Genomic DNA, 12,802 nt, shown 5'->3' on the forward strand with positions numbered 1-12,802 from the left:
ATGGCTCGTGCCCCGCGTAAAAACAAAGTCCAGCCGCCACTGGTAGCCAGCCACTTTCAGGATGCCTTGGTACTCAATCAGTATCTGATCAGCCTGTTTGGCATCGATCCGCTGGTAACTCACAAAGATGAAGGCCGCCAGGTGCGGCCACTGGAGATAATCGCCAAATCACTGCGCAACGCCGAACCGGGCATCGGCCCGGACGGCAAGCACCGCTTTCTGGCCAAGCTGATTTCGCACTTGCCTGCCAATGCGACATTGCCCCCGGTTGAGCTGGAGCGTTACGACGCCAACCTGGTGGCTCATACGCGGGCGATCAATGCCCGGCGCAAGCACAAGGGAGAAATCGCCTGGAAGTACTTCCAGTGGCTGACTCTGCTGTTTGTTGAAATCTACCTCGACCGCTACTTCAACGACCGTCAGGGGCTCTGTGCGGCGCTCAATGAATTTATCGAGCGCTTCAACCAGCACCACCAGGGCCAAGGACGCGAAACCGGCATCGGAGCTTATGCTGTTGAAGACCTCAACAAGCTCTGCCTGCAAAACGCCACAGGCAGCGGCAAGACGTTGCTCATGCATGTGAATTTGCTGCAGTTTGCCCAGCATGCGCGGGCGACCGGCCAAGCCGACGCTTTCAGCCGGGTCATTGTGCTGTCGCCGAACGAACGCCTGTCCGAGCAGCACGAACGTGAGCTGCGCGAGAATGGTTTTTACCCGGAGCCACTGCGCCAGGAAAGCGACCTGATCTCTCGCGGTCAGAATGCCCTCGATGTGCCGCTGCTGACCGAAATCACCAAGCTGGCGGACGAACAGAAGGTCAAGCAAATGGCCGTCGACAGTTTTGGCGATGGCAACCTGCTGCTGGTCGACGAAGGCCACCGTGGCATGAGCGGCAGCGACTGGAAAAGTAAGCGCGACAAGCTGGCGGCCAAGGGCTTCACCTTCGAGTACTCCGCTACCTTCAAGCAGGCAGTCAAGGCAGCCAACGACCGCGTGCTGGCCGAGAGCTACGCCAAAGCGGTGCTGTTCGATTACAGCTACCGCTACTTCTATGCCGATGGCTATGGCAAGGACTACCGCATCTTCAACCTGCCTAAGGATGAACTGGCCCACAAGGACGCCTACCTGACCGCTGCCCTGTTGGGGTTTTATCAGCAGCTGCGCATGTTCACCGAGGCGGGCAATCGCTACACCGGCTACAACCTGGAAAAGCCGTTGTGGGTCTTTGTCGGTGCAAGCGTCACCGGGCGCAAGGTCGATGAGGAAAGCGTACAGCCGTCCGATGTGGCGCAGATCCTCGACTTCTTGGCGCGCTTCCTCGCCCACCGTGAAGCCTTTACTACGCTTATCCATACTGTGCTCAACGGCAACAGCCAGCAGACCGGGCTGCTTGATGCCCAAGGGCGCGACATCTTCGTGCAGTCCTTCCCTTACCTGAAGGGCTTGAAGCAAAGCGCAGCGCAGTTCTATTCCGACATCTGTCAGCGTCTGTTCCATGCCCCTGGCGGCGGTCACTTGGTGGTTGAGCGTGTGAAAGGTGACAGCGGCGAGTTGCTACTGAAGGTTGGCGAATCTGACGAACCCTTTGGTGTCATCAACGTCGGCGATGCCGCGGCGCTGGCCAAGCATGTGCAGGATGAGCTGGAAGACAAACAGTCCCTTGCCGAGGTGCGCCCTAGCGAGTTTGGCGAGCCGGTATTCGGTGACGTGCATAAACCGACCTCGCCCATTCACATGCTGATCGGCTCGAAGAAGTTCATCGAGGGCTGGGACTGTTGGCGGGTATCCAGCCTGGGCCTGATGCGCATGGGCCAGAGCGAAGGCGCACAGATCATTCAGCTTTTCGGGCGTGGCGTGCGCCTGAAAGGCAAAGACATAAGCCTGATGCGTACCAGCCGCTATCAGCCGGTGAACCCACCGAGGGATATTCACTTCCTGGAGACGCTGAACGTGTTCGGCGTGCAGGCTGACTTTATGGCGACCTTTCGCGACTTCCTCGAAAGCGAAGGCCTACCGCCGAACGATGCGCCACATGTTGAGGAAATCACCCTCAACGTCACCCACGACTTTGGCCAGAAGCTGAAGATCCTCCGCTCCAAATTCCGCAAAGACACCCAGGAGCAGTACGACTTCCGCAAACACGGCCCCATCGTGGACCTCAGTATCGGAGCCCTCCCGCCCGGTTTGACCAAGGGGGGAATGCCATTGGTGGTGGATCGCTTCCCACGACTGCAAATGATCCAGGCCAAAGAGGTTATGGGCCAGGCTCCTGAGGCAGCCGATAACCCACCACGTCACTTCGATGCCTTGCGCCTGTCGATGCTCGACTGGGACAAGTTGTGGTTCGATCTGGAACGCTTCCGCCGCCAGCGACACATGGACAACGTCATCGTCAAAGAAGAAGTGCTACGTCCACTGCTGGAGACCCCAGACTGGTATCGCGTCCTGGTGCCCGCGCACTGGTGGGCACCTTCGATGGCCAACCTGCGTCACTGGCAATCGATAGCCTTCGAACTGCTCTGCGGTGCTCTGGAGCGCTGCTTCAATCACCAAAAGCGCAAATACCTCGATCCGCGCATGGAACTGGTTCTGCTCACCCGCGAGAACGAAAACCTGCCGGGTAACGACATCAACTACCAGTTGATCGTCGAGGCTACCGAGCAATACCTGATCGACGACATCAAAGCGCTAAAGGCAGAGCTCGCTCAGGTTGGCTGGCGTGATCACGGCCACGTCCAAGGCCTAAGGCTAGACGCTCACCTCTATGAGCCGCTGCTTTCCAGCGAGAAGGTGAAGATCCAGCCCGTCAGTCTCAACAAGTCCGAGTTTCAATTCGTCGAAGACTTGCGCCTCTGGCTGGTGGCCAACGAAACGAATCTTGCTGAATGTGGAGAGCGCATCTTCCTGCTGCGCAACCTGGCCAAGCAGGGCGTCGGTTTCTTTGAGGCCGGCAATTTCTATCCAGACTTCATCCTCTGGTGCCTGAAGTCGGATGGCAGTCAGCGCATCTGCTTTATCGACCCGCACGGACTGGAACACGAAGGCCCCGGCAGCGACAAGATCCAGCTCTCGCAAAACATCAAGGATCTGCAGACACGCCTGAATGATCCTGGGGTCACGCTGGAGTCGGTCATCCTGTCACCGAGTACGAACCGCATGCGCATCCAGCACCTGTGGAGTCAGCAAGGCCTGCCAACCCCAGATCTGAATGCGCTGCATGTTTTCTTTATCGGGGAACCGGACTACATCGGCAAGGTGATGGGGCTCGTGCAGCCGTAACTTCCTACAAAACCCAGGCGTCTTCGGGGCGGTTTACCCCGCCCTAAAGACCACCTCACACACGCTGTCCCAGCCAGCATGCGGCGTCGTCATTTGCCGACCATCTATTGTCACGGCATGCACCTGACAAATGCCCACTGGCGCTCAGTCGTCATCTGCCGTCGATCTGCCGTTGCCTGCACGGTTCATGGGATAGTCCAGCGCAAAACCCAGCAACCATTGGGGCTGCGGCGACGACACCTCTTCACGACACCCCTTACCTGGACAGCAACACCCCTTTACAACACCCCTTAACCTGTACAAGACGCCAGGAATAACCTGAAACCCAGCAACCATGCGGGTTGCAGCAGCAACACCTCTTCACGACACCTCTTACCTGGGCTACAACACCCCTTTACGACATCCCTTAACCTGTACAAGACGTCCTGAATAACCTGAAACCCAGTAACCATGCGGGTTACAGCGGCAACACCCCTTCACTACACCCCTTCGGCAAAAATCGGCAGAGTCCCTCTATGTGAGGTGAACCGTCAGACTCCCATAAGCAAGAGAGGTAGTGTGAGCATGTTTTTTGAACACGTGTCGCGCAGCGGATATGAGCGGTGCGCCGGTTGCTCTGGAATTTAATCGCCAAGTGCCGGCGGAAAGGGATTTCAGGAGGAAGAAATCCTTGGGATTGGCACAGCAGGTGAGAAGCTGGATTCTGTGCAAATTTTCAGCCCAGAAGGAGCAAGACATGGATGCGATTGAGCTACTGGTTTACGCGGTCATTGGCGTAATCGGCACGTTGGGATTGGCGGCGGTGATTGGCTACAAGGTGGCGGATCATCTCGATAAAAAACATCACACCGACTGACCTTGCAGGCACCTGCAGGCTCGCATGGCGGCGTCTTGGGATTTGCCAGCGCTCGGGTAATGTTCAGGCATGTGCCAAGTCCAGCAGGTTCACGCCATGAGCAAAGTTGAGTGCCAGTGCTGCAAGAAGATGATGGTTCCAAAGGTGATCACTAGCGCGCCGTTCTACATCAGCGGAGTACCCGTGGGCGGCCGTGACCCGGAGTCGTCCGTATGCCCCTTCTGCCTGTCGCCGAAGTGGATGCTCACCGAACATCAGGCTCTGGCTGCCGGCAAGGCTAATGCCGAGTTCTACGGTTTTATGGTTCTCGCCCTGGTGAACATCGTTACGTTCGTCCGTTTCGGCGAACAGGCGGGCGGTATAGCGCTTGCGGTGTCAGTCGCAACCGTTCTCATGCGTGCCAGGATGATTCGAGCGGTGCGCCGTCGCCTGGGCCGTAAGACGAACTAATCTATTCCAGGCGAGCGGAATGCTGCCCAGGCTGCGGATGCAGTCCGCTACCCGGGTAAAATTCATGCGAATCTCACTGCGGCTCGACAACACGACAAATCGCGTTGTCACTCGGTCATTTGATCGCGGATTTTAAGCACTGTGGTGGTACTGCACCCTGCATGACGAGCGGTCGCCCGAATGCCCAGACCAGCGCCGAGCAGCTCACCAACGCGCTGGTGCAGCCCCTTGTCAGCCGGCCGACCTTTGTAAGCGCCGGAAGCCTTTGCCCTCTGGATACCCTGCGCCTGGCGCTCCCGACGCTGCTCATAGTCCTTGCGCGCAATAGCCGCCATCATCTCGATCATCATGACGTTGATAGCTGCCAGCATTCGGTCAGTGAACTCATCACCTACCGTTTCTCTCATGCCTTGGTGGCTGGTCGGCAGATCCAGGGCGACGATGCGCAGTCCCTTGGAGTCAATCGCAGCCTTAAGCGCCTGCCAATCAGCCACCGGCAGCCGTGAGAGCCGGTCAATACTCTCAAGCAGTAACACGTCACCGCTATGGGCATCACCTAGCAGCCTCAATAGCTCCGGCCGATCGGCCCTGGCCCCGCTGGCGTTCTCGATATACTGCGCGGCAATGGCCTTGCTATGGTTAGCAGCGAACTGCTGCAGAGCGTCACGGGCACGACTGGCATCCTGCTCCGCAGTGGAAGCGCGAAGGTATGCGCGAACGAACATGGGATTTCCTTTCATGTATCAGTTTGGGTGGTGTTTTTTTAAACGTAGCATTTGGACCGTTACTTATAAAATTGAACCCATGGAAAACGTTACCCCTGAACGTACCAGCTAAGGCATACTCAAAAGAACCACCGTAGGTTTGCGAAAAACCCGCGGCACAGCCCAGCAAAATTACTGCGTAACTGCAATCACGTGACCGCCAATTTGCGTTCGACTTGACCAGCCGTTTGCATGGGATTTGACCAGCACATTTGATGCCTGTGACCGACAGAAGTCGGCCAATAGCGGTAGTCCGTACGACTGCTTTCGACCCATAGCTGCCTTCATGGAGGGCAGTTCACGGCCAGAAGTGGACGGTGGACACTCTGATGGCAAATGGGTAACGTCAACCACGCTGCTAGCATCTACCTCGTAGTAGTTAGGTGCTTATGGAGTCCATCGGCTACTTTAGACTTTGACAGTCCTGGGAGGATTGATGAGTTGCTTACCGAGTCACGGCAGAGTCTCCTGCTCGCGTTGCTATAATGATATTGCGCCACAATTCGATGTATCCAAGCGCACGGAGGGAGATTGGCGAATTACAGCAAACCCTTTGGCATGGGGCAGTACTAAGCCCGAGGTTATTGTACTTGGCTTCTCCAAGGGCCCAACTCAGGCTGGAGCACTCGCTTCCACACCTCACGACGAAATTGCGTACAAGGGTAGTCGTCTCAACGTGGGCAAGATTCTGGCTCATGTCGGTCTCATCCCCACCGACGAGCCCGATAAACTGAAGAAATATGTAGACCGTCTTATCGCGGATAAGTCCGGGCGCTTTCATTTCGCATCACTCATTCGTTGCAGTGTAGAACGCTACGACCGCAAGTCTGTATCCTGGAAAGGATCGGGTGGCGGAATGTTGGACAAGTTCATTGCTACCCCGTTCGGCACATCGGTTGCTACTAACTGTACAACTACCTTTCTCCGTGACCTGCCGGAAGAGACTCGGCTCATTGTCATGTTTGGTCTGGGTACGGGCCTAAACTATGTAGCGTCCGCTTACAACCTGTTTCGCCGCGCTCGTCCTGGCGCCTGGAAAATGATCAACTCAGTGGCCTACACGGACGGAAAAATCACAGTGGTTCATGTTGAGCATTTTGCTGCTCAAGGCGCTTTGATTCCTAACTGGCTAGGAGGAAAAGGTCACCCAAGAAGCAACCTTGGCGTCCTCTCAAAAGCTGCAATCGATGCATCTGGAGTCGTTGTCTAACGACGCATCCAAGCCGAAGTTCCAAGCCTGCTGAGCACAACTGGCCTTAATTTTAATGGGCTCCCGTGCTCATCCTGACTCAGCTATATCCCATTGGAAAAAATCAGGTTCGGGGAATATGCATGACTAATCAACCGGTGCTTGAGGGCGCTAACTTTCAGACGATACTTGCACAAGAGCCGCTGAAAGAAGCAACTTTCCTTTGCCAAGGCTCGAGCAGCATGTTGTTTGAGCGCGGCGACAGACTCTATCGCCTTACTCTCGAGGGATGCGGTCACAACTTTCTCGCCCAGCAGTGGGCCGAAGGCAACCGTAATGTTGTCGAGATCATTCAAGATTACGGCGCAGTCGGACCCTCTGATTCTTCACTCCAAGGAAGTGCAAATGAGTTCTATTGGCTGGCCGAAGTGGAAAGATTGATGAGCGTAGATGAGACCAGCGAACCTTTACTTGCTGGCATATTGTCGAGTTTGCTCGACGACAACGATGATTTACCGGCCAACTGCGCGCTTTCTGAACAATGCCAAGCCTTAGCCGACGAGCATCCAAATTTGGCAGGTGTATTGATCACTCTCGCTAAGTCGGCAGAATTTGCGGAGCGTCATGAATGTAACGTCGATGCCAGGATTGACAACATTATGAGACGCCCCACTACTGGGGAACTCGTCTGGTCTGACCCACTGGGCGGGTGCCTTTATGAGCCATAAATCAAAAGAAGGGCCAATTACTGACCATCATTCAGTTTACTGGCACCGCGAAGACCCGAGCCCACAATGACCGCTACTGGTCGATTGCTGCCCTTTCGCGAAAGGCCGCTTTGGGTCGAATAGCGACCACCACTCATTGTGACTGATCCACCCTTGTCCTCCCTCAACGTGAAGGACAAGCCATGAACACTATTGCTACATACAGCCATCAGCCTTGGAACAAGGGAAAGCTTGTCGGGCAGAAAGCCCCACTCCGAGTCAGAGATATCTGGGCCATCCGAGTAAGACTCCAGCTTGCTGAGAAGACGCGAGATTTGGCGCTTTTCAACTTGGCCATCGACAGCAAGCTGCGTGCCTGTGACTTAACCAAGCTGCGAGTCCGAGACATAGCCCATGGGAAGCACGTGTCGTCGCGGGCCATCGTGATGCAGCAGAAAACTCAGCACCAGTACAATTTGAAATCACGGAGCAAACCCGAACGGTTCTGGAGGCTTGGATGCATCAGGCCCACCTCCGCAGTGAGGACTTCTTGTTTCCGACCCGGTTGCACGACTCAGACCATTTCTCCACCAGACAATACGCTCGGATAGTCAAAGCGTGGGTGACCGCCATTGGCCTTGACCCATCTATGTACGGTACTCATACGCTACGGCGAACCAAAGCATCGCTGATCTATCGCAGGACGAAGAACCTGAGAGCTGTCCAACTCCTGCTTGGTCATACGAAGCTTGAAAGCACCGTCAGATACCTAGGAATCGAGGTCGATGATGCCCTGGAAATGGCGGAACAGACGGAAGTTTAACCACCCACTGCGACGGTCGATGCTAGACCGTCGCTATCCGACCCAAAGCAGCCAGTCAGTACAGACTGTTCTCAATCAATCGACTGAAAAATGCGCTGCCTCAACCGTTTTATCAGATGTAAGGGACACCTAGCGCAATTGCAGCGTCTTTTCTCCATTTCTCGATAGCTGCATCTACTGAATGCTGGTCAGCTAGCTCAGCCAATTCAATACTATTGCTATACACACGATACCCCGGAACGGATTCGCTCCTACCCACTTGCCCATCTTCTGGATAGGGAAGTTGGTTCCACACTTTATTGTACCAATTTCCTAAGGTTTTGTTTGGCTCGTCACAGATTACAACAGAGATAACAAGGATGCTTTGGGAGTCCTCAGCTGTTCTCGTTGTATAGTGACCTTGATACTTGTCAAACCCAGTATCACTGCGTACTCATGCACCAAACATCAAGTCACCAGGTAGGTGTTTATCCCAATACTCTTCCTGATTCTGGTGGCGGAGCCATATCGCCGAAATATCTAAAAAAGGAAGGAAACGCAACCCTGCATTAGCTTGGTTCTCCAGCCCGCCTAGGTCATTAGGACGAGAAAACGCATAGTCTTGATAATAATCTATAGCTTCTAGCTTATCACGAATATAGGAAAGTAGATCAAATTGGCGTTTCTGGTAGTTGGCCAGCAAACGATATGCGCGGCGAACATCAAGCAAGGCAGTATTAAGATCTTGATTCATTTCAGGTTCCATCGGTCGAAAATACTTGGCTTGGTGGTCAGATGCGCAGACTTTAATGCGTTTAGCCATAACGTGCGATGAGTGCGTAAACCATGCCAGTAATAACACTCAGAAATATCTGAGAGCATTCGTTGGAGCCCTGGGCTCGGGTGCTCCTTCAGCGTTTCTTCCAGCGCGCAGAATAGTTGTTGCCAGCTACAGCAGACCAGTTTGAATCGATATTCCTTGCCTGGAGGAAGGCTTGTGATGAGATCTCTATAAAGATCTTCACGTGCTCTATGCCCATATTCGGTCAAGCCGCCTAGCGTCAGCAGGATGCAGTCCTCAGTCAGTTTTCCCTCGCTCCAGCCTGCGCGGAGTTCTGTCGCCAATTGACCTGCATATTGTTGCCGAGAATAGTCATGGCGTTTGGCTTCAACCAGCAGCGACTGTTGCCCATCGCTGATTACTACATCAGGTTCGACGCGACGACCATCGGACAAGTACCATGACGGCCAGAAATCGATAGTCTCAATTGCACCAATGGCCACCCCTAATACCGCGGTGAGTGCGGAACTAAATAAGTTATCTGGCAAGTAAGCAAGACGCTCGAAGACACTCGCCGTGAGCACATCCTCAGCACCTTCAGCCTGGCCAAGCTTCAACCAATTTCCTTCAATGCCAGTACCACGTTTCTTGCCAGAAATGACAGCAGTTAACATAGTTCACTCATCAGGTAGTGAGTTAAAGAGTTGTGCCCGTATATCACATTTGGATTTTTAATGTAAGCCCTATACGCTGAATGCACCTTGGGCTCGTGGCAGCATGACGTCTTTAGAAGTGCGGAAGAATTTAGCGATTGGAATTAATGCCTGTACGACCTGGGTTGAGCTTTTGTGAGCTGGAGGATTTGCTTGAAGCCAACTTGTGCCCAAGGGTCCTTCGTCGCGGCTGTCCGCTATGGGTCGCTTTCTGCCGGTCAGGGACACCCAGTGTGCGGGTCAAATCCGATGCAAAAGGGTGATCAAGTGGAGTGCAATTACTTCGCTACGAAGTGGAGCACCCTGCCCTGATTGAAGATTGCCGCTGGAATCGAATCTTTTCTAAGCCGCTGACCAGGGTGGTAGATGTAGATCCAATCAGGCAGGTATTGCGATACAAGCAGCATGGCTTCCGACGTAGTCATGTCGTTCTTGTAGGCATCAAGCGTGAATTGGTTGTCACGTATGAAGATCGGCCCGTAGCTGAGTGGCGATCTCAGAAAGCTCGGCGATTTAGCAACCTCTTCACTGTATGGAACCGGACGCTCCGCATAACTATCTGCCAGGGATGCATAGCCGAAGTGATGACCATCAGGATATTTACCGATCTGCATTGGCAGCTTCGATAGGCCATTGGCAAAAACTCTCTTGCGAGCATCTTCGACCTTATGCAATGCGAGAGCAGACGCCGCCTCCGGCGAGCTTGCCTGGTCAGCAGGTACCCACGCTACAACCTGAGTTGCACGCACCGGATCGCTCGAGCCACCCAACAGCATCAAGCCCAAGCCAATTCCCGCTGCTGCGCCACCACTCAAACCTGTAGGTGGCGAAGCGAAGCTAACCGCGCTTAATCCAGCATCCCCGAGCACTGTTCCAGAGCCGCTGGCCAGGCTCGCCCTATCAACTGCCCCTGCCAGCTCGATTGGAACGTCACGCTGCCCGGAAATCCCCATGGCGGTCAGAACATGCATAGCATCCGACCATTTTTCCCTCGGTAAATCTTTCGGCTCAGGAAGCTGCACAGTCCTAGCCTCCTGGGTGCCAGAGCACCCAACCAGAAGAGCTACTGTCGCGGCCAGCAAGCCGATTCGGATCGTTGTTGATTTGTTACCCATGGCGCCACTCCCTGTTTTGATTACCACAGCTTACGGAGACCTTCAGGAAACCCAACGGCATAAGCCTGTGAGCTGTGCCGGCTTGGGATTTCCAGAGCCTGGCATAGCGTGTCATGCAACCTCATGCATGCGGAGCGCCACCATGGAATTTCGTCACCTAGGCAATGGACAGACTTTCCCACCCATAGCGCCGAATGGCCGGATTTACGCCGTACCTGCCACACAGGAAAACCACGTAGAAATTTTCTGCCTGACGCCTGACGGCATCGTTGGAAGCGGCGTTTCGGCAAACTGGGCTGAAATCACGGGCGTCTACTACGACGATGACTCTTGGGAAATCATCCTGCGCAATTACACCGGGAGGGGAATGCGTTTCCGCCGTGGTCATCCCTGCTTCATGGTTGCTGAGGGAGACGAAACGATACTGACGACCATTCAGGGGTACTCAATCCCCATATGCATAATGAACCGCATATCTTTTGAGAAAATCAATGATTCCTGCCAAAAACCCACGCCAAAGCGAACCTAGATAAAAGAAATCTACCTTTTACGGCAATTTCAATTTCCGACGATAAATGCGCTTGAAAGCGAAACCTATCCCTCCTGAACCCCAGTACCTTGTTCTAAAACGGACTGATACGGAGCGCTGAAAATGATCCAAAACATATTCCCTGGCAGGGAGCGAACATCCCAATGAGCACACCGCGCTGGGTTCTTATCAAGCATGCGCCTGAACGAATTCCTCATCAACTCTGCCGCCAGGCGCGGCGCGGAGAGAATTATGGAAATTCAGACTGAAACTCTGGGTGAAGAGGAAATTGCAGCTATCACTGGCTATCAACTGCCTTCGAAACAAATTCAATGGCTAGCCAGTAATGGATGGCAATACGCCCTATCTGGCGCCAGACGTCCGGTCGTTGGCCGAGTGTATGCTCGCCTAAAGCTGGCTGGAGTTAAGCCAACAGCCATGAACGCCGTCGCAGAGACTTGGACTTTCGATTTGTCTCGGGTGGGTTAGCAAGATGCGTCCGAAACAAACCGCTAATAGAGATCTTCCGCCGCGAATGATTCGGCGTACGCGAAAGCGCAAAAACGGCAACATCTGGGTCGCTTACTACTACGACGGCAGGGACGAAGATGGCAGGCGTCGAGAGATACCTTTAGGTAACGACCTCGACATCGCCAAAGTAGAATGGGCGAAGCTCGATAGGAAGGCCATTCCAAAGATTACGCGCTTGATGGGGCAGCTATTCGATCGCTATGAAAGGGATGTCATTCCGGGTAAAAAGCCGCGAACCCAGAAGGACAACCTGGCCGAGCTCAAACAGCTGCGCAAAGCTTTCGATAATGCCCCGATGGAGCTGATTACACCTCAAGTACTTGCCCAGTATCGAGATCGACGGACAGGCAAGGTTAGGGCGAATCGAGAGATCGCCCTTCTCTCTCACATTTTCAACATGGCAAGGGAGTGGGGCATTACTGACCGCCCAAACCCAGCGACCGGTATCCGCAAAAACAAGGAGACACCTAGGGACTTCTATGCAGGGCCGGCGATCTGGGATGCTGTCTACGAGCAAGCCGCTTCCGAGCTGCGAGATGCAATGGACTTGGGCTATCTGACCGGTCAACGCCCAGCGGATGTACTGGCCACCCGGGCGACAGACGTGGTTGATGGTTTTCTGCAATTCGCCCAGGGCAAAACGACAAAAAAGCTCAGGATTCGTCTTGAATCAGAAACAGAGACCAGCCAACTGGGGATACTGGTTGAGCGCCTTCTGAGCCAACGCAAGGCGCGAGGGGTGCGCAACCCTTACCTGATCGTGACAGAGGACGGCCGTAACGTGACGCCAGCGATGCTACGCCTTCGCTTTGATGATGCTAGATCCAAGGCCGCCGCCAAAGCGATGGAAGACCTTGATAGCGTCCTGGCCGACAGCATTCGTCAATTCCAGTTTCGCGATATCCGCCCCAAAGCAGCGAGCGAAATTGAAGACCTGGCGCACGCGAGTAGGCTACTAGGTCACACCGATAAGCGGATCACGCAGACCGTTTACCGCCGCGTCGGGGAGATCGTGAAACCAACCCGATGAAACATCTTTTACGAAGGAGTTGCGGAACACCATCGAAAAGTTGCGGAACACTTGGC

Annotated in this window: 11 protein-coding genes and 1 pseudogene; 8 read left to right on the forward strand and 4 right to left on the reverse strand. The window is 54.3% G+C overall.

Going from position 1 to position 12,802, the window contains the following annotated elements; all coding sequences use genetic code 11:
* A complete protein-coding gene (locus tag N0B28_RS16230) occupies positions 1-3,279 on the forward strand; it encodes a DEAD/DEAH box helicase family protein (RefSeq protein WP_190977276.1) in 3,279 nt (1,092 codons plus the stop codon).
* A 952-nt stretch (positions 3,280-4,231) separates the two neighbouring features.
* Entirely contained in the window at positions 4,232-4,585 is a 354-nt protein-coding gene (locus tag N0B28_RS16235) for a hypothetical protein (RefSeq protein WP_190977275.1), read from the forward strand.
* Between the two features lie 107 nt (positions 4,586-4,692).
* On the opposite strand, the gene N0B28_RS16240 is transcribed toward N0B28_RS16235, so the two are convergent.
* Positions 4,693-5,310 (reverse strand): recombinase family protein, encoded by a 618-nt coding sequence (locus N0B28_RS16240; protein WP_190977274.1) that lies wholly within the window; start codon positions 5,308-5,310, stop codon positions 4,693-4,695.
* A gap of 715 nt (positions 5,311-6,025) precedes the next feature.
* Here N0B28_RS16240 and N0B28_RS16245 point away from each other — a divergent pair.
* The 3 genes and pseudogenes from N0B28_RS16245 (at position 6,026) to N0B28_RS16255 (ending at position 8,068) form a co-directional block, all read left to right on the forward strand.
* The gene (locus N0B28_RS16245) at positions 6,026-6,559 is read left to right on the forward strand and encodes a hypothetical protein (RefSeq protein ID WP_223849220.1); all 534 of its coding nucleotides are present in this window, start codon (positions 6,026-6,028) and stop codon (positions 6,557-6,559) included.
* A gap of 122 nt (positions 6,560-6,681) precedes the next feature.
* On the forward strand, positions 6,682-7,266 hold the full coding sequence (locus tag N0B28_RS16250; protein WP_190977273.1) for a hypothetical protein: 585 nt from the start codon (positions 6,682-6,684) through the stop codon (positions 7,264-7,266).
* A 182-nt stretch (positions 7,267-7,448) separates the two neighbouring features.
* Positions 7,449-8,068: pseudogene (locus N0B28_RS16255) on the forward strand (tyrosine-type recombinase/integrase).
* Positions 8,069-8,501: 433 nt separating this feature from the next.
* Here N0B28_RS16255 and N0B28_RS16260 read toward each other — a convergent pair.
* From N0B28_RS16260 to N0B28_RS16270, 3 genes are all read right to left on the reverse strand, one after another.
* A complete protein-coding gene (locus tag N0B28_RS16260) occupies positions 8,502-8,801 on the reverse strand; it encodes a hypothetical protein (protein ID WP_223849163.1) in 300 nt (99 codons plus the stop codon).
* Positions 8,798-9,502: an F-box domain-containing protein gene (locus tag N0B28_RS16265; RefSeq protein ID WP_190977100.1), complete on the reverse strand. Its 705-nt coding sequence runs from the start codon at positions 9,500-9,502 to the stop codon at positions 8,798-8,800. The genes N0B28_RS16260 and N0B28_RS16265 overlap by 4 nt, the downstream gene beginning before the upstream one ends.
* Positions 9,503-9,819: 317 nt before the next feature.
* On the reverse strand, positions 9,820-10,656 hold the full coding sequence (locus tag N0B28_RS16270) for a hypothetical protein (RefSeq protein ID WP_190977101.1): 837 nt from the start codon (positions 10,654-10,656) through the stop codon (positions 9,820-9,822).
* A 142-nt stretch (positions 10,657-10,798) separates the two neighbouring features.
* Between N0B28_RS16270 and N0B28_RS16275 the strand changes: the two genes are divergently transcribed.
* The 3 genes from N0B28_RS16275 to N0B28_RS16285 all read left to right on the forward strand — a co-directional run bounded on the left by N0B28_RS16275 (position 10,799) and on the right by N0B28_RS16285 (position 12,746).
* Positions 10,799-11,185, forward strand: a complete 387-nt coding sequence (locus N0B28_RS16275) for a hypothetical protein (protein ID WP_190977102.1) — start codon at positions 10,799-10,801, stop codon at positions 11,183-11,185.
* A gap of 252 nt (positions 11,186-11,437) precedes the next feature.
* Entirely contained in the window at positions 11,438-11,674 is a 237-nt protein-coding gene (locus N0B28_RS16280; protein ID WP_159388353.1) for a DUF4224 domain-containing protein, read from the forward strand.
* Between the two features lie 4 nt (positions 11,675-11,678).
* Positions 11,679-12,746 (forward strand): tyrosine-type recombinase/integrase, encoded by a 1,068-nt coding sequence (locus N0B28_RS16285; RefSeq protein WP_190977103.1) that lies wholly within the window; start codon positions 11,679-11,681, stop codon positions 12,744-12,746.
* Positions 12,747-12,802 lie beyond the last annotated feature (56 nt).

This window comes from Pseudomonas sp. SD17-1, from assembly GCF_029201585.1.
Taxonomy (GTDB): Bacteria; Pseudomonadota; Gammaproteobacteria; order Pseudomonadales; family Pseudomonadaceae; genus Aquipseudomonas; species Aquipseudomonas palmensis.